Source organism: Enterobacter sp. JBIWA003 (assembly GCF_019968825.1).
GTDB lineage: Bacteria > Pseudomonadota > Gammaproteobacteria > Enterobacterales > Enterobacteriaceae > Enterobacter > Enterobacter quasiroggenkampii.
In genome coordinates this window covers 1688076-1706387 of record NZ_CP074170.1, presented here as the reverse complement: position 1 = coordinate 1706387, position 18312 = coordinate 1688076, and the positions used below count along the sequence as shown (strand labels likewise).

Genomic DNA, 18312 nt, shown 5'->3' with positions numbered 1-18312 from the left:
CACCTATGACTCAATTCGCTTCTCCAGTTCTGCATACGTTGCTGGATACCGACGCGTATAAACTGCATATGCAGCAAGCCGTTTTCCACCATTACTATGACGTTCATGTCGCGGCGGAATTCCGCTGCCGTGGCGACGACTTGCTCGGTATCTACGCAGACGCCATTCGTGAACAGGTCAATGCTATGCAGCATCTGACGCTGCAGGACGAGGAATATCAGTGGCTTTCTGGCCTGCCTTTCTTCAAAGCCGACTACCTGAACTGGCTGCGCGATTTCCGCTATAGACCGGAGCAGGTCACCGTGGTTAACGATAACGGCAAGCTGGATATTCGCCTTGAAGGTCCGTGGCGGGAAGTGATCATGTGGGAAGTGCCGCTTCTGGCGATGATCAGCGAACTGGCTCACCGCTATCGCTCACCGGAAACGGGCGTAGCGCAGGCGGTCGCCTCGCTGGAAAACAAGCTCGCTGACTTCTCCACGCTGACCGCAGGGCTGGACATGTCCCGCTTCCGTCTGATGGACTTTGGCACCCGTCGCCGTTTTTCGCGCGACGTTCAGGAGGCCATCGTTAAACGTCTGCAACAGGAGCCATGGTTCGTGGGCACCAGTAACTACGATCTGGCCCGTCGCCTCAACCTGACGCCAATGGGTACCCAGGCACACGAGTGGTTCCAGGCGCATCAGCAGATCAGCCCTGACCTGGCAAACAGCCAGCGCGCGGCACTGGCCGCATGGCTTGAGGAGTACCCGAATCAACTCGGGATCGCCCTCACCGACTGTATTACGATGGATGCCTTCCTGCGCGACTTTGGACCTGAATTTGCGGAGCGTTATCAGGGACTACGCCACGATTCAGGGGATCCGATTGAGTGGGGCGAGAAGGCCATTGCCCATTACGAGAAACTGGGCATTGACCCGATGAGCAAGGTGCTGGTCTTCTCCGATAACCTCGATCTGGCGAAAGCCGTCGAACTCTATCGCCATTTCAACGCCAGAGTGAACCTGAGCTTTGGGATTGGTACCCGGTTAACCTGCGATATTCCTCAGGTAAAACCTCTGAATATCGTGATAAAGCTGGTGGAATGTAACGGCAAGCCGGTGGCGAAACTCTCCGACAGCCCAGGCAAAACCATCTGCCATGACAAGGCGTTTGTCCGCGCATTGCGCAAAGCCTTCGATCTTCCCCAGATCAAAAAAGCCAGTTAAGCGCTTAAGGGAGCCGTCATGGCTCCCCTCTTCTTATTTATTTCTCAATTCTTCTCTTTTGACTGCGAAATTTACTTGTCTGATAGCGGATGGCAGGTAACATAGATATCCCCCCATAAGGGTGGACAAGTGTTTATTTTTTCCGACTATTAACAGAGAGAATATTATGAGCGTTGTGCCTGTAGCCGACGTACTCCAGGGCCGTGTCGCCGTTGACCAGGAAGTCACCGTGCGCGGATGGGTGCGTACCCGCCGAGATTCTAAAGCTGGCATCTCCTTCCTTGCCGTCTATGACGGTTCCTGCTTTGATCCTGTACAGGCCGTCATTAATAATTCTCTGCCCAATTACAATGATGACGTTCTGCACCTGACGACGGGCTGTTCCGTTATTGTCACCGGCGTGGTCGTGGCATCCCCGGGTCAGGGTCAGAGTTTCGAAATTCAGGCTTCTGCCATTGAAGTCACCGGCTGGGTTGAAGATCCGGATACCTATCCGATGGCGGCTAAACGTCACAGCATTGAGTATCTGCGTGAAGTGGCGCACCTGCGTCCACGTACCAACCTGATTGGTGCGGTTGCTCGCGTACGTCATACGCTGGCGCAGGCGCTGCATCGTTTCTTCGATGAGCAGGGTTATTTCTGGGTGTCTACCCCGCTGATCACCGCGTCCGATACGGAAGGCGCCGGTGAGATGTTCCGCGTCTCAACGCTGGATCTCGAAAACCTGCCGCGCACCCCGGAAGGTAAAGTGGACTATGACAAAGACTTCTTTGGTAAAGAGGCCTTCCTGACCGTATCCGGTCAGCTCAACGGCGAAACGTACGCCTGCGCGCTGTCTAAAATCTACACCTTTGGCCCTACCTTCCGTGCCGAAAACTCCAACACCAGCCGTCACCTGGCGGAATTCTGGATGCTGGAGCCTGAAGTGGCGTTCGCCAACCTGGACGATGTTGCGGGTCTGGCGGAAGCGATGCTGAAGTACGTCTTCAAAGCGGTGCTGGAAGAGCGTCCGGACGACATGAAATTCTTCGCCGAGCGCGTAGACAGCGACGCAGTAGCCCGTCTGGAGCGCTTCGTCTCTGCCGATTTTGCGCAGGTGGACTACACCGACGCGGTGGCGATCCTCGAGAAATGCGGTGAGAAGTTCGAGAACCCGGTTTACTGGGGCGTAGACCTGGCGTCTGAGCACGAGCGCTATCTGGCCGAAAAGCATTTCAAAGCGCCGGTTGTCGTTAAAAACTACCCGAAAGACATTAAGGCTTTCTATATGCGCCTTAACGAAGACGGTAAAACCGTGGCGGCGATGGACGTCCTGGCGCCGGGCATCGGTGAAATCATCGGTGGTTCACAGCGTGAAGAGCGTCTTGACGTGCTGGACGCGCGTATGGAAGAGATGGGTCTCAACCCTGCGGACTACAGCTGGTACCGCGATCTGCGTCGTTACGGTACCGTACCGCACGCTGGTTTTGGTCTGGGCTTCGAGCGTCTGATCGCCTACGTGACCGGTGTGCAGAACGTTCGTGACGTGATTCCGTTCCCACGTACACCACGTAACGCCAGCTTCTAATCGGTAAAAGACTAAAATGGCCAGCTTGTGCTGGCCATTATTTTATTCTGCATTGTCAGTTTTCGTCAGCGCAAAGTCAGCTTCTTTAAACCATCACCCCGTCACAATCCCTGGTTGTTACGTTTTATTTCCACGAAATATCCAGCCACAAAAAATAAACCCCATTCTTATTGCGATTATTACATTCTCAAGCGATAGCACAAATTTCAACCAGCTTTACAGCCATCCAGAAGGCTTTTCGGCGCCATAAGAAAAAACGAGTCGTTTAGCGTCTGTTTATATGAAATGCCTTTATCCAAATTAATCATAAGGAATTCATATATATAGGATATGTCCTGTCGCTTAATTCGCCAGGACGCTCTGAAGTTTGAGGTGGTTCACAAAGTTCCCAAAAATACACATTTAGTTACACATATTTTCTTTTGGTTACCTAATCTTGAGAATTGTAGCACTTTCAGGCTAGCGAAACGCTTCGGCGAATGGAAAGATGCCTGTCAGATACATAAAGACACCAAACTCTCATCAATAGTTCCGGAAATATTTATTGACAGAATTTATTGACGGCAGTGGCGAGTGTCATAAAAAAACCAATGAGGGTAATAAATAATGATGAAGCGCAATATTCTGGCAGTGGTAATCCCTGCCCTGCTGGTAGCCGGTGCAGCGAACGCTGCAGAAATTTATAACAAAGACGCTAATAAACTGGATCTTTACGGGAAAGCAGTTGGTCTGCATTACTTCTCTGATGATGACAGCAACGATGGCGACCAGACCTATGCTCGTCTGGGCTTCAAAGGCGAAACAAAAATTAACGACTAGCTGACCGGTTATGGCCAGTGGGAATACAACTTCCAGGGTAACAACTCTGAAGGCGCCGATGCTCAGACCGGTAACAAAACCCGTCTGGCGTTCGCAGGTCTGAAATTCGGTGATGCAGGCTCCTTCGACTACGGTCGTAACTATGGCCTGGTGTATGATGCAATCGGCATCACCGATATGCTGCCAGAGTTCGGTGGCGACACTGGCAAGAGCGATAACTTCTTCTCCAGCCGTAATGGTGGTCTGGCGACTTACCGTAACAGCGGCTTCTTCGGCCTGGTTGACGGTCTGAACTTTGGCGTTCAGTACCTGGGCAAAAATGACCGTGCTGATGCAGTACGTTCTAACGGTGACGGCTGGGCAACTTCAGTCAGCTATGATTTCGAAGGCTTTGGCGTTGTAGGTGCGTACGGCGCAGCTGACCGTACCAACAACCAGCAGACTCTGGCCTGGGGTAAAGGCGATAAAGCTGAGCAGTGGGCAACTGGCCTGAAGTATGACGCAAACAACATTTATCTGGCAGCGCTGTACGGCGAAATGCACAACGCCGCACGTTTGGGCAGCAGCGGTTTCGCTAACAAATCTCAGGACTTCTCTGTTGTCGCTCAGTATCAGTTCGACTTCGGTCTGCGTCCATCCATCGCTTACTACAAATCTAAAGCGAAAGACGTTGAAGGCATTGGTGATGAAGATTTCATCAACTACATCGACATTGGCGCGACTTACTACTTCAACAAAAACATGTCCACCTATGTTGACTACCAGATCAACCAGCTGAAAGATGACAACAAACTGGGTCTCAGCAACGATGACATCGTAGCACTGGGTCTCGTTTACCAGTTCTAATCAGTACACCACTTTGTTATATGCTTAATGAACAGGGCTACGGCCCTGTTTTTTTATGCGTGACAGAAAATAATGGCGACTTTTGAAAAGCCGCACGCTTTTCGTCGCAAACGGTTGGCATTTTGTAAATCTACCGTTAACCTGATAGCGGATTTCACTTCTGTAATCACAATGGAACTTCGTCATGTTTGAGAACATTACCGCCGCTCCTGCCGACCCGATTCTGGGCCTGGCCGATCTGTTTCGTGCCGACGACCGCCCTGGCAAAATCAACCTGGGTATTGGTGTATATAAAGATGAAACCGGCAAAACTCCGGTACTGACCAGCGTTAAGAAAGCTGAGCAGTATCTGCTGGAAAACGAAACCACCAAAAACTACCTCGGTATTGATGGTATCCCTGAATTTGGTCGCTGCACCCAGGAGCTGCTGTTCGGTAAAGGCAGCGCAATTGTGAGTGACAAACGTGCCCGTACAGCTCAGACCCCGGGCGGTACCGGCGCGCTGCGCGTGGCGGCGGATTTCCTTGCGAAAAACACCTCTGTGAAGCGTGTCTGGGTAAGCAATCCAAGCTGGCCGAACCACAAGAGCGTGTTTAACTCTGCGGGTCTGGAAGTGCGTGAATACGCCTACTACGACGCAGCAAACCACTCTCTGGACTTTGACGGCCTGCTGGCAAGCCTGAACGAAGCGCAAGCGGGTGACGTGGTGCTGTTCCACGGCTGCTGCCACAACCCAACCGGTATCGATCCAACGCTTGAGCAGTGGGAACACCTGGCGAAGCTGTCTGTAGAGAAAGGCTGGCTGCCGCTGTTTGACTTTGCCTACCAGGGCTTCGCCCGTGGTCTGGAAGAAGATGCTGAAGGCCTGCGCGCGTTCGCCGCCGTGCATCAGGAGCTGATCGTTGCCAGTTCCTATTCCAAGAACTTTGGTCTGTACAATGAGCGTGTAGGTGCCTGTACGCTTGTTGCGGCTAACGATGAGACCGTCGATCGCGCGTTCAGTCAGATGAAATCCGTTATCCGCGCTAACTACTCTAACCCACCGGCACACGGTGCATCTGTTGTTGCGACTATCCTGAGCAACGATGCGCTGCGCGCTATCTGGGAACAAGAGCTGAACGATATGCGTCAGCGTATTCAGCGCATGCGCCTGCTGTTTGTGAACACCCTGGCGGAGAAAGGCGCGGACCGCGACTTCAGCTTTATCATCAAACAGAACGGCATGTTCTCTTTCAGCGGCCTGACCAAAGAGCAGGTTCTGCGTCTGCGTGAAGAGTTCGGCGTGTACGCCGTGGCGTCTGGCCGCGTGAACGTTGCAGGCATGACGCCTGACAACATGGCGCCGCTGTGCGAAGCGATTGTCGCCGTACTGTAATTTGCGCCTATAAAAAAGCCTGCATTATGCAGGCTTTTTTATGCGGGTTACCAGACAGGCATTTCATCCTGAAGGAACGGATTATGGAGCCGTTCATAGCCCAGCGTCGACATCGGACCGTGCCCAGGGATAAACGTCACATCATCACCCAGCGGCAATAACTTCTGTTTAATCGACTGAATCAGCTGTCCGTGATCGCCGCGCGGAAAATCGCTGCGTCCTAGGCCACCTTTGAAAATCACATCGCCGGAGATCAGCAGACGGGACTGGTCATCAAAGAAGACGATATGGCCTGGCGTATGCCCAGGACAATGCAACACCTGTAAAGTCACATTCCCTATGCTAACGCGCTCTCCTTCATCCAGCCAGCGATCGGGCGTCAGAGGCTGACACTCATCAAGGCCAAACATGCGGCTTTGGGCAGGTAACCCCTGCAGCCAGAACTCATCTTCTTTTTCCGGACCGACAATCGGCACGCCGTAGTGTTCAGCCAGTTCAGCCGCTGCGCCCACATGGTCGAGATGACCATGCGTCAGTAAAATCTGCATGAGCGTCACGCCGCTGTCGGCGACTTCCTGCTTGATCTTCTCAGCGTCACCGCCGGGATCGACAAGCGCGGCCAGTTTAGTTTGTTCGCACCAGATGAGTGAACAATTCTGGGAGAACGCGGTAACCGGAATAATACGATAGTTCATACTGCTCCTGTGTTTCGTTATTACCAGTGCCGAACCGGACCGGTATCAATATGCACAAAGTTGCTGCTGGGGTAATATCCTACACCACCTGCGCGCATAGATAACGCAGCTTTGCGAATATTGGCTAACGAAACGCCCTCAATATGGAAATCCATTGCCTGGCCCTTCGTGTGATAGCTTTTTTTCGCTACCCCGCGACTGTGGGCGCGCAGTTCATTATTGGTATCAACCGAGCGATAACCAGAAATAAGCTGCACCGGCTTGCTGGTACCCAGCAGGCCCTGAAGGCGGAAAAGCTGATCAAACAGTCCTGGGTCGATGGCTTTAATTTTATTCGCGCGGAAATCACGGAAAAAATGGTTAAGTCTTGCTAATTCATCCTGAATATAGCCTCTGCCATCGAAGAACTCCGCTTTTAACGACTCACCGGTATGAAGATTGTTGAGCGTTAAAACTCGCGGACGAGGTGTCGAGAGGGTGGCAAATGCTGGCGTCGGCAAGATGGCCGCTGCGCCAAGCGCAACACCACCTAACGCCAGCAGTTTGCGGCGATTAGCGTCAAATTTGTCCATGATAATCAGGTCTACAGGTAAAAGAAATCGTAATATGCTTAGCGCACGAAGGGCACCTTAACTGGCAAAACCGGGTACGTCAAGGCGCCCAACCCCAGTGAATACGCGGCTTGCAGCGATATAGCCCCTTATTCACCCTAACTTACGACAATCATTTTTCCCGAACTGCTTCATTTACCTGATTAATTGTTCCGCTTTTGGCAAAATTTGTGCGCCAGATCGCGCGGTGAGATCATAATTGTAAATATCTGTGCGGTACTGAGTACGCCCGTCTTCGCCAACAAACGCCGTCAGATAGTAAAGATTGACCGGAATATTGTGTCGAATATTAACGTAACGCGTATCCCCCTGCTTCAGGGCATCCGAAATGCGCGTATCGTTCCAGCCCGCATCCTGCAGCAGCATATTGGCCAGCTCCGAGGCTTTGTTCACGCGCACGCAGCCAGAACTCAGCGCGCGCGTATCTTTCTGGAACAGATTGTGGTTCGGCGTATCGTGCAGATAGATAGCGTCAGAACTCGGCATATTGAATTTGTAACGCCCTAAAGAGTTATGCGCCCCCGGAGCCTGCTGGAAACGGAACGGCAAGTTAGAAGCCGTGATTGTCGACCAGTCGACCATATAAGGATCGATGGCCTCTTTACTGTTCCAGCCACGCATCACCGTATAACCATGACGTTCCAGATAACCCGGATCGTTCCAGACCTTCGGCAGAATGTCTTTACGCGCCAGCGTCGGTGGCACGTTCCACGGCGGGTTAACCACCACGTTATTCAGCGCGCTGCTCATCATCGGCGTTTTGCGATCCGGACGCCCGACAATCACGCGTGACGCCAGTTTTTCGCTACCGTCCTGGTAATAGACCAGTGAATACGCCGGAATGTTAACCATAATCCCGGTAGAGAGAGTTCCAGGCAGCAGGCGCAAACGCTGGATATTGAGCGCCAGCACCCCAGCCCGCTGCGCAGGCGATACGTTCAGCCAGTCTCGTGTCGTCTGGCCAATGACGCCATCGGCTCCCAGTCCCTGAGCGGCCTGGAATTGCTTCACTGCCGCAACCAGCTCGCGATCGTATGCTGCGGGTTTATTGCTGACGGCAATCGCTTTTTTCTCTTTCACGGGCGCTGACGGGCTGACCGCCGCATTTTGTGGATCGTCACCAGGCAGAGCGATATGTGGCCCGCCATCAAGAAGACCGGAGCGCGTCAGGATCTCACGCAGAGCAGGCACATCGCTGCTCCACTGCCCCGGACGCAGCGTCGCGGTGCCGCGCATCTGCGGCCATGGACGCGAGTCGCCCACCAGCGCGAGAAGCGACTCGTGCAGAGTGGCATATTGTGGATGCGCCGGTGCGAGGCTGGCAATAAAGCGCGGCAGTTCGCCGTTATCCAGGGCTAACTGCCACTGGTTAATCACCGACAGCGCCGGCGTCGCCAGCTTATACGGCTTGTCGCTGTACAGCCAGCGGTTGCCATTGACCGGAATACCCGCCACGAACTGCAGATAGCCCATCATGGCATCGGAAAGCACGACGTCCCGTGCCTGACCGGACACGGCAGGATCGGTTAACAGCTCAACCCACTTTGTAAACTGTGGCTGAAACCCTGCAATCGCGACCTCCGCCAGCTGCTGCTGGAAGGCGCGCACGGCATCGCGGTTTTCCCACATCGGTTTCATATCGCGGGCAGCATAGAGGAGCGTGAGCTGATTGAGATAGACCGGCGTGTAGCCTGACGGCAGCCCTGACTGCAGCTGCTGGCTGAGCGATTCGGCATCGATGCCTTCCGGCAGCGGCTTAATACCGGCCATGATAGCCGTCACCGGAGACTGTTCCAGCGGCTGGGACAACGACGTAGGCTGCGCGCCTGTCGTTGCCGAGCTGTCAGTCGGCACAATTTCAGGCTCGTCGGCCTGGGCGGTTAACAGTGGAGCAAACATCACTGCCAGGCATAAACTAAGCGCCGACAGCTGACGACCACATTCTTTCTTAAGCAACATCCCTTGCCCCCTGTTTTCACGACATGCCCATCACGTTGGGGCTTTCTTTCATTATAGGTAGACGGCTAAGCTGTTGCCTTACCTTATGTAAAGAAGTTTAAAGATAACGCAGCCCTAAGCACAAGTTAAGTTTAAAAAAAAAGCGGCGCCAGGGCGCCGCTTCGGATCGGAAAACGCGTCAGGAAGCGTCCGCCGTGGTTTCTGGCAGTGACTCTGGCGGCTGCGGCGCAAAGCCACGCAGCCCCACAACATGCACGTGTTCGCTGTTCTGGAACACTTTACGCACCAGCTTGTAGGTTGTCCCTTTTTCAGGACTGATGTTCTCCGGTGCCGCAATGATGAGCTGCATATCGAGACGTTCGCAAAGCTCAAACAGCGTAGCAATGGAGCGCGCATCAAGACGCGCCGCCTCATCCAGGAACAGCAGTCGGCATGGGGAGATGTCTTTGCCGCGCAGGCGGCGCGCTTCGTCTTCCCAGCTCTGTACCACCATCACCAGAATTGACATACCGGTACCGATCGCTTCACCGGTTGAGAGTGCTCCGGACTCCGCACGCAGCCAGCCGTCTGAACCACGGTTTACCTCTACCTCCATTTCCAGGTAATTACGGTAATCCAGCAGCTCTTCACCGATGGTTTGCGGCGTACGCTGGCCCATATCAATCTGCGGGTTCAGGCGCTGATACAGTTTCGCCAGCGCTTCAGAGAAGGTCAGACGGTTACTGTTGAACAGATCCTGATGCTGTTCGTGCTGCTCAGACAGCACTTCCAGCAAGGTGGCATGCGCTTCGCGCACGTTAACGTTGAGGCGCACGCTGTTCACCTGGCCAAACGACACGCTCTGCAGACCCTGGTTGAGCTGGCGGATACGGTTCTGCTCGCGCTGAATGGTTTTACGGATGATGTTCGCCACGCTGCGGGAGCTGATCGCCAGCTTCTGCTCGCGGGAGGTCAGCTCTTCCGTCAGACGACCCAGCTCGATTTCCATCTGTTCGATAGCCTCGACCGGATCGTCAGTACGAATGATGTCCTGACGAATACGTTCGCGCAGGTGCTGGTAAACCGCCACGAAGAACTGGATTTTACGTTCAGGACGTTTCGGATCTTCGGACATGCGCAGAACATCGCGCAGGTGTTCGTTATCCGCCACCGCCAGACGCAGGGCACCCAACGCCTTATCCGACATGGAACGCAGCTCATCGGCAGAAAGATATGCCAGCTCGCGACGGTGCAGGCGACGCTCAACGTTATTGTCTTTCACCATGCGCATCACCGCGCACCAGCCCGCCTTTGCGGTCACGACCTGCTCGCGCATTTCAAAGTAGTCGCGCTCCAGCTTGCGCAGGCGACGGGTCAGGTTATCCATTTCTGCTTCGCAGAAGGTCAGCGCTTTTTCCAGCTGATTGCGACGCGCACGGTTGTTGCTCAGCTGAGCATGCAGCTCGTCACGACGAATGCGCGCGCGCTCCTCTGCCCCGCTGTCGGCACGAACACCGATGTCCTGAAGCTCTTTCTGCAGGTCGTTCAACAGCTCTTTCTTGGTATCGAAGGAGCTTTTCAGCGAGGCCAGCACCTGGTTGTACTGGTTCAGCTGAGCGGAATGGCTGCGCATCGCCTCGCGGGCGCGGGTACGTTCCGCTTCCGCCTGCTCAAGGCGCTGACGCAGCTTTTCATTCAGATCGCTGTTACCGCTCAGCATTTCTGCCGAATCGGAGTAGCCGAAGTGGGCGCGACGCTGCACCACCTCCGTCAGGGCGAACGCCTGCTGACGCGCCTCGCGCTGCACCTGCTGCGACCAGGCATAGTCTTCTTTCAACTGCTCAAACTGTTCCGGGTCGCTCTGCAGGACAGACACGACCGGCTCCAGCTTCGCCAGCTGATTGCCGTGCTGCTGCACGAAGCGCGCGGCTTCCTGCGCTTCATCCAGGCGCTCCTGGATCTCGTCCACGCGATCGGCCAGCGTGTCATCCGCCAGCAGATTCAGGCGCGGCAGAATACGGTTAAGGGCCGCGACGCCCTCTTTCGCCTGCTCGAACTGGACGCGGCTCTGCTGGTTGTCGCTTTCATGACTGGCAATCGCCCGCTCCAGCTCGCCGCGACGGGTATTGAGCTTGCGAATTTCCGCTTCCGGATCAGCTTCAAAGGCCACGGCCAGATGGCTGCCGATAAAGCGGCTAAACGCCTGATGCAGGCGCTGGGTTTTCTGCACGTCAAACGACAGCGTCGCAAAACGTTCAGACAGCGTTTCACGCTCGGCGTGCAGGCTTTCGATGCGGCTTTCGCGCGCGGCGCGGCCAAACAGCGGCAGTTCCGGGAAGCGGGAATAGCGCCACTGACGGTCAGCGATTTTCACCACCACCGCTTTTTCCAGCTCGTCGACGCTGAATACGCTGTCATCGAACGACTGCGGATCCCCTTCGATCAGGTAAAGATCTTCCGGACAATCTTCCAGGCCGGCAAGCTGCTCAGAAATCAGCGACAGATCCGGCACCACAATCGCATTACGGGATGGACCGTACAGCGCGGAGAAGTATGGCGCATCGTCCAGACCGACATCGTCGTAAATCTCGGACAGCAGCACGCCGCCAAAACGTTCCGCCAGGGCATTGAGACGCGGGTCTTCCGCACCGCCCGGCTGGCTTAAGCGTTCAATTTCTTCGTCGACTTCACGCTTGCGCGTGCCGACTTCATCACGCTCAACAATGGCTTCGCGCTCACGCTCCAGCAACTGCTGCAGGTATTCGGTCACTTCCTGACTGGATTCAAACTGCTCGCCGCACTGTTCGCTGAGCTGGTTAAGGCTGCTCTGGGCCGCCAGCCAGACCGGTGCACGCTGCAGAAGCGCTTGCGAACGGGACTGCAGCTGTTCCAGCTCCTGACGCAGGGTCATACGCTGTTCGCTGGCGCTGGAGACCGTGTCTGAAAGCGCAGCGATACGCGCCTCGAGTTCCTGATGCAGGGCCTCAAGCTCGTCAAAATCGTAATTTTTGCCCTGACGTTTGCAGAATTCCGCCAGCAGACGCTCGGCTTCCTGCTGCTCGCGCAGGCGCTGTTCCAGCTCGTTCAGACGCATACGCAGCGGCTGAACCTGCTCGGCCAGATGGCGCTGGTTAACACCGTCGCGCAGCAGTTCACGGGCAACGTCCCAGGCTTCGTTACGCGCCAGCGGGCCGTTAATCGCCACAACTAGCTGATAAGCCTGCTCAAACTGGCTGTGTGCCGTTTGCGCAACGCTCATTTTCTGTTCGAGGGACAGCAGTTTCTCAGTGGCTTCCTGCTCTTTGGCCTGGAAGGTATCCAGCCACTCGTCGGCGCTTTCCGGCGTCAGGTCAGGCAGATGGCACAGCTCTTTCGCGCGCTGTAATGCCTGCAGTGCCTGGGTGTACTGGATCGCACGCGTCTGCTGCACGTCCAGCGCCTGCTGGTAATCGGCAAGCTGGCTTTTCAGCTCATCCACTTCCAGCTCGGCCGCTTCGGCGCGGGCTTCGTTCTCTTCCTGCATCTCGGCGGCTTCGGCCACCACTTCATTTTGCTCTTCGAGACGGATCTGCAGCTCGTCGAGGTCCGCTTCATAGCGCTCGATTTTTTCCTGCTGACGGAGCGCAGTTTGCACCAGGTTCAGGTGATCGCTGGCGGCCTGGTAGTCGGCTTCCAGGTCGCCCTCGGCACCGTTGTGCTCACCGAGCTCGCGCGCCATTTCGACGTGCTTGTACTGCTCGGCCACCAGCTGTTTACGGGAGGTAAACAGCTCGCGGCGATATTCTAATGCCTGATCGAGGTGGACGCGGCGCTCGTTGGCGTGGCGCATGTAGTCCGCCGCCACGTAGTTGGTGGCTTCGCTGATCAGGTGTTTAAACAGGTCACGGTCAGACTGGGTAACGCGAATCGCTTCCAGCGTCATGCGGTTTTCACGCAGCGCCGCTTCCATATCCTGGAAGGCCTTACGCACGCCGCTGTTTTCCGGCAGCAGGTAGTCGCGCAGGGAGCGGGTAATCGCGCTGGAGATACCGCCGTACAGAGACGCTTCAATCAGGCGATAGTATTTGCTGCGGTCTGATGCCGTGCGCAGACGACGCGCCACCACGCCCAGATCGAACATTAACGAGTGGTAGTCGGTAATCGAGTTGAACTGCTTGAACTGCACGCCTTCGATCGCTTCGAGCTTATCTTTCAGCTCCTGGAGCGTCAGCACGCGCGCCTGGCGTTCGTTCAGGGTTTCCGTCAGCAGCGCCGTTGGCTGCATGGACGTTGGAAGCCCCTGGATGGCGAACGGTTTAATATCGACTTTACGATCGCGACCGGCAACCTGCTGCAGGCGTACGCCCACCACCACGCGCTGATGGCGGGAGTTAATGACGTCCAGAACCGAATAACAGACGCCGGCCTTCAGCTTCCCGTGCAGACCTTTATCACGGGAGCCGCTTGTGGCCCCCGCTTCGGTGGTGTTACGGAAGTGAAGCAGCGTCAGGTCAGGGATCAGCGCCGTGACAAAGGCCGCCATGGTGGTGGATTTACCCGCCCCGTTACCGCCGGAGAGCGTCGTGACCAGCTCATCCAGATCGAACGTTCGGGCAAAGAAGCCGTTCCAGTTAATCAGCGTCAGTGAGCGAAATTTACCGCGTTCAATCATTACTCTTCCTCCCCGCTATCCGGCAGATTCTCTTCATGCTCATCATTGAGCTGCAAATGGTTTTCCACCGGCATCGCTTCACCGTCGCGGATCATGCGAAGCTGCGCTTCACGCGCGTCATCGCCCGCACGCACGTCGGCGCCGAAGCGGAAGACAGATTCCGTAATGCGGAATTTGCTGCTGTCGTGACCCATAAACCAGACCATCCCCAGACGACGCAGACGGTTCAGGGAAGAGCGAACCTTTTCCTGTAATTTCTGACGGTCAAGATCCGACCCCGTGGAGCGGTTGTTCACCAGCTTGAGCAGCTTGCTCTCATCTGCCAGCGTCAACAGCTCGTCGTAAAGCTCCTGCTGGGTGAAGATCCCTTCATTCGCCAGACGTTCCGGGCTGAGATAGAGGTAGCAAAGAATTTTGCCGACCATCATATCCAGCTCGGAGAGCACGGAACGCGGAATCAGCGTCGTGGAGCGCGGGCGCAGGTAGAAAAACCCTTCCGGCGCGCGGATAAGCTCCACGTTGTAGCGTGCGTAAAACTCTTCCAGGTACTCCTGGAAGTCCATCAAAAAGGCGTGATTATCCAGCTCGTCTAAGCCAATGTGACGACCGGCACGCAGCTGGCTGTCCAGCGCCGGAAATAACGGATTCGCCAGCGCCTGTGCCAGCTTAACCGGCATCACTTGTTCAATATTTGTCAATGACATGCGCCTGTACCTTGGCTCCGTAATCGTTAATTGGCTGCCACTTCGGCGGCAGTCCGGTGAAGTCTGCTTGCGCGATACCCAGGCGAACCGCCTGGTCTACCACAATGCGGGCAACGTCGAAGTGGCGCGCGCGCGGATATTGCGCCAGATAGTCGCGCACCACGAGTCCAAGATCCAGCGGAGCTTGTCTGGTTTTATAGACCGCGAGCTGTTCTTCGATCATCGCCGCAAGCTGCTCGCGAATTTCGTTAAATTCTTCGTATTCGAGATCCGGCGGCAGTTCACCGGTCACCTCTTCATCGCGCAGCGCCATCTCTTCGTCGCGCATATCCAGCAGACGATCGGCATTGGCGTAGGTCAGCGCCCACGGCGCATCGAAATAGGTCTGCACCGACTGGCGCAGACGCTGGGCAAAGACGCGGTTTTTATCCATATCGATCGCGGTACGGATAAATTTATGCACGTGTCGGTCATAGCCAATCCACAGGTCGATCGACTGCTGGCCCCAGCTGATAATACGGTCCAGTTTGCTCTGCAGGTCGAACACCAGACGGTCGATAAAGTGCAGATCGTCGTGCGCCAGCGTCGCGTCCTGGATACGCAGCAGGTTCGCCTGCAGCTTATCCCCTGCGGCTTCCAGCGTATCCTGCAGCTCACGCAGCGTACCGGAGGTTTCTGACAGCAGAAGTTCACAGCTGGAGATGGCCGCTCGCCAGTCTTTATTCAGCAGCTGTGCGATATCGTCTTTCACCTGCTGCTGCTGTTCGTCCATCAGGCGCTGGGTCAGATCGATACTGTCGAAGATTTCCGCCACCGAATATTTCAGCGGTGCATAGACGTTTCGGTGCCAGTGGAATTCGTCACCGTCTTCATCTGCCGCATCGGCGGCGCGCTTAAGCTCACCCGCCACGATCGACAGCTGCATGGAAAGACGCAGCGTGGAAAATTCACGCTGGCGGATATAATAATCGGTGATGCCGATGCCCAGTGGCGTCAGGCGATAGATGGCGTTTCCTTCCGCCTGCTCGCTGGTAAAGCGGTTCAGCAGACGTTGACGCACCATATCGTTGATCGCGTTGTTGGCACGGACGCTAATGGTTTCGCTGGTTTGCTCAAACGCATCACTGACGTGGCGGAACGCATCCACCAGTTCACCCTCGCTCATTTCACCATCCAGCCGCTCGCCGTTCAGCGTGGCGACCGCCAGCAGGAAAGAGAGTCTGTCTACCGGCAGCGAGATGGAGAAATCGTTTTTCCTGGCCCAGGCAACCAGTTCGGGGACTGTCTGGGAAAATTCACTCATAGGTTATCCTTGCATCTGCGGCTTGTGCGCGGTGACGTGAATATAGCGGCCAAGGCTGACAAAAGGCTCCTGACGGCAATACCGCGTTTCCAATTCTGTTAAGGTGTCAAAACAGTCACGCTGTTTGTGTTTTTCACGCAGATAATCATGAAACACCCTGACGCCCGTCTTCCCGACAATCTGCCAGCCAATCGCTTCCAGCCAGCCATAAACCTGCTGTGGATCGCGCGGATAGTCCGGGGAAAGCGTGCGCTTTTTCTTTTTAGGCATCCCGACCTGAACATAGTCGAAGTTTCCCGCAACCATGTTGTGCATCAGGAAGCCGTTAGCATTGTAGAACATCAGCGACAGCGTGCCGCCCGGGCGCAACATAGACCACAGGGTTTGTAACACGCTTTGCGGATCGGCAACCCACTCCAGCACCGCATGAAACAATATCAGATCAACCTGGGTTTCCAAATGCTGTGCGATGTCCTGAGCGGCGCATTGTATAAAATGCATGTTGTCGCTCACACCTTTCTCTTCTGCCGCACGCGTCGCGCGGGCGACCATTTCAGCAGAAAGATCGCAAAGCGTGACGTGATGACCGCGTTCAGCCATTTTTATGGCCGTCTGCCCTTCACCACCACCGGCGTCCAGCACGCGCAACGTTTGGCCACCGAACGTAGCCAGAATGGTGTCCAGATCCTGCCAGAGGATCGTCTGACGAAGCTGCCCCTTCGTGGTGCCATAAATGTTGCGCGAAAATTTTTCCGCGATGTCATCAAAATTGCGATCCCGCATTGGGAGAGTTCCACTCGCTAACTGCAAAACCGCTATTTTGTCACACCCGCGCGGAGAATGAACCTCTCTGGTGTAATATCACCGGCAATCACCTGCTATATGGTCAAAAAAGGAACCAAAAAGGATGCTTTTTACCCTTAAGAAATACATTGGAGGGATGATGCTTCCCCTTCCGCTGCTGCTCATCATCATCGCGCTGGGGCTGGCGCTGGTGTGGTTCAGTCGCTTTCAGAAGAGTGGCAAAACGCTTATCACGCTCGGCTGGCTGGTCTTGCTGCTGTTGAGCCTGCAACCGGTCGCGGATGGCCTGTTACGCCCCATCGAAAACAGGTACCCAACATGGCAGGGAAATCAGAAAGTGTCGTACATCGTGGTGCTGGGCGGTGGATATACCTGGGATCCTGATTGGGCCCCGAGCTCAAACCTGATCAACAACAGCCTGCCACGGCTGAACGAAGGTATTCGCCTGTGGCTGGCGAATCCGGGATCAAAAATGATCTTCACCGGCGCGGCGGCCAAAACGAACCCGGTGAGTACGGCTGAAGCAGGCGCCAGGGTCGCGGAATCTCTCGGCGTGCCGCGTTCCTCAATCATCACGCTGGACAGCCCGAAAGATACTGAAGAAGAGGCTGCTGCAGTGAAGCAGGCGATTGGCGATGCCCCGTTCTTGCTGGTGACTTCCGCCTCGCACCTGCCGCGCGCGATAATTTTCTTTGAGAAGCAAGGCCTGCACCCGCTTCCCGCACCGGCTAACCAGATGGCCATCGACGCACCGCTCAACCCGTGGGAACGGGCGATCCCCTCCCCGGTGTGGCTGATGCACAGCGACCGCGTCGGCTACGAGACGCTCGGACGTCTCTGGCAGTGGCTGAAAGGATCCTCAGGCGAGCCAGGGCAAGAGTGATTTTGTTGCCAGATCGAAGTTTGCGCGATTAAATCGTCCGGTGTTCACCAACTGCGCGACTTCGTCCCAGAGCAGGTATAGCCAGCGTCGCCAGAGAAACGCTTCCGCAACGGGGGCGCGTTGAAGGTAATGCCACAGTAAGCCTTCCGCCGCCCCGCTGTCGCTGAGCCTGAACAGCTCATATTCGCGCGGTGCCCAGAGCATGATGCCCGGCCCCACCATTGCCAGAAGCTGATCGCTGCGGGCGTCTTTGAGCATGCTGCGCAGGGTAAAATTGCCGTGGATCAGCACGCAGTTGTCATTAAAACCGTCGAACAAGGCCGGTAAGCACTCCCGGGTGCGAAACAGGATACGTTTGTCCTGCATGGTTAAACCGGTATTGTTGAACTGGTTAAGCGTTCCCCACAGCACCTCAACCCGCTGGCGGTACCACAGCGGCCAGAGGTTTTCCTGGGTGCTGTCAACCGGTCCGACAAGTCCACGGCTATCCTGACGGTGCCAGGCCAGCAGCGCCTCGACAATCTGGTCTTTCAGCTGCTCCCAGCGTTCCGGCGTTCGCGCGGGCGCTTCAACGGGCACACCGCGTAAACGTTCAATCAGCAGTACGTCCGGGCCGGGGTGTTCCTCATGGGTCATCACACCATACACCGTCGGCATACGCACGGTTCCCTCCCGCGCCAGCATCGACATTTTCCATGCAAGCTGCCTGGCAACACCGGGTGACGTGAAACTTCTTGCCATTAGCGGCATCGGGTTACCCTGACTGTCGTAAAGCGACCAGAGCGCGGTATCGGCTTTTTCACTCACGCATTCGACCCGGCTTAACTTCTCACCCAGCAGATGGCTAAGTTCGGCACGCAGCTGTTCCATATGAGATTACCCCCATTAAGACTACTGCTTTTATAATG

12 protein-coding genes and 1 pseudogene are annotated in these 18312 nt (G+C 55.6%); 5 read left to right on the top strand and 8 right to left on the bottom strand.

Features of this window, described 5'->3' with window-relative positions; translation table 11 throughout:
• The first annotated feature begins 5 nt into the window (after positions 1 to 5).
• The 4 genes and pseudogenes from pncB (at position 6) to aspC (ending at position 5815) form a co-directional block, all read left to right on the top strand.
• Positions 6 to 1208, top strand: a complete 1203-nt coding sequence (gene pncB, locus KGP25_RS08040) for a nicotinate phosphoribosyltransferase (protein WP_223540226.1) — start codon at positions 6 to 8, stop codon at positions 1206 to 1208.
• A 166-nt stretch (positions 1209 to 1374) separates the two neighbouring features.
• Positions 1375 to 2775, top strand: coding sequence for an asparagine--tRNA ligase (gene asnS / locus KGP25_RS08035; RefSeq protein WP_023615887.1), 1401 nt, complete (start codon positions 1375 to 1377; stop codon positions 2773 to 2775).
• 606 nt (positions 2776 to 3381) lie between these two features.
• A pseudogene (ompF, locus tag KGP25_RS08030) lies at positions 3382 to 4440 on the top strand (porin OmpF).
• Positions 4441 to 4624: 184 nt separating this feature from the next.
• Positions 4625 to 5815, top strand: a complete 1191-nt coding sequence (aspC, locus tag KGP25_RS08025; RefSeq protein ID WP_045908377.1) for an aspartate transaminase — start codon at positions 4625 to 4627, stop codon at positions 5813 to 5815.
• A gap of 47 nt (positions 5816 to 5862) precedes the next feature.
• Here the strand turns inward: aspC and KGP25_RS08020 are convergent, their stop codons facing one another.
• The 7 genes from KGP25_RS08020 to cmoM all read right to left on the bottom strand — a co-directional run bounded on the left by KGP25_RS08020 (position 5863) and on the right by cmoM (position 16500).
• On the bottom strand, positions 5863 to 6510 hold the full coding sequence (locus KGP25_RS08020; protein WP_223540225.1) for an MBL fold metallo-hydrolase: 648 nt from the start codon (positions 6508 to 6510) through the stop codon (positions 5863 to 5865).
• A gap of 20 nt (positions 6511 to 6530) precedes the next feature.
• The gene (locus KGP25_RS08015; protein ID WP_014169403.1) at positions 6531 to 7082 is read right to left on the bottom strand and encodes a YcbK family protein; all 552 of its coding nucleotides are present in this window, start codon (positions 7080 to 7082) and stop codon (positions 6531 to 6533) included.
• A gap of 174 nt (positions 7083 to 7256) precedes the next feature.
• Positions 7257 to 9080 carry a L,D-transpeptidase gene (gene ldtD / locus KGP25_RS08010; protein ID WP_223540224.1) on the bottom strand — a complete coding sequence of 608 codons (1824 nt, stop codon included), beginning with the start codon at positions 9078 to 9080 and terminating at the stop codon, positions 7257 to 7259.
• 178 nt (positions 9081 to 9258) lie between these two features.
• Positions 9259 to 13710, bottom strand: a complete 4452-nt coding sequence (gene mukB / locus KGP25_RS08005; RefSeq protein WP_063621312.1) for a chromosome partition protein MukB — start codon at positions 13708 to 13710, stop codon at positions 9259 to 9261.
• The gene (gene mukE, locus KGP25_RS08000; RefSeq protein ID WP_008499954.1) at positions 13710 to 14414 is read right to left on the bottom strand and encodes a chromosome partition protein MukE; all 705 of its coding nucleotides are present in this window, start codon (positions 14412 to 14414) and stop codon (positions 13710 to 13712) included. Before mukE ends, mukB begins: the two co-directional genes overlap by 1 nt.
• A complete protein-coding gene (gene mukF, locus KGP25_RS07995) occupies positions 14395 to 15717 on the bottom strand; it encodes a chromosome partition protein MukF (protein WP_008499955.1) in 1323 nt (440 codons plus the stop codon). Before mukF ends, mukE begins: the two co-directional genes overlap by 20 nt.
• 3 nt (positions 15718 to 15720) lie before the next feature.
• Positions 15721 to 16500 (bottom strand): tRNA uridine 5-oxyacetic acid(34) methyltransferase CmoM, encoded by a 780-nt coding sequence (cmoM, locus tag KGP25_RS07990; protein WP_032649174.1) that lies wholly within the window; start codon positions 16498 to 16500, stop codon positions 15721 to 15723.
• Between the two features lie 124 nt (positions 16501 to 16624).
• Here cmoM and elyC point away from each other — a divergent pair, with 124 nt between their 5' ends.
• Positions 16625 to 17404: an envelope biogenesis factor ElyC gene (elyC, locus tag KGP25_RS07985; protein WP_058654659.1), complete on the top strand. Its 780-nt coding sequence runs from the start codon at positions 16625 to 16627 to the stop codon at positions 17402 to 17404.
• Here the strand turns inward: elyC and KGP25_RS07980 are convergent.
• A complete protein-coding gene (locus tag KGP25_RS07980) occupies positions 17381 to 18274 on the bottom strand; it encodes a YcbJ family phosphotransferase (protein ID WP_045908382.1) in 894 nt (297 codons plus the stop codon). The two genes, elyC and KGP25_RS07980, sit on opposite strands and share 24 nt — an antisense overlap.
• Positions 18275 to 18312: the final 38 nt, after the last annotated feature.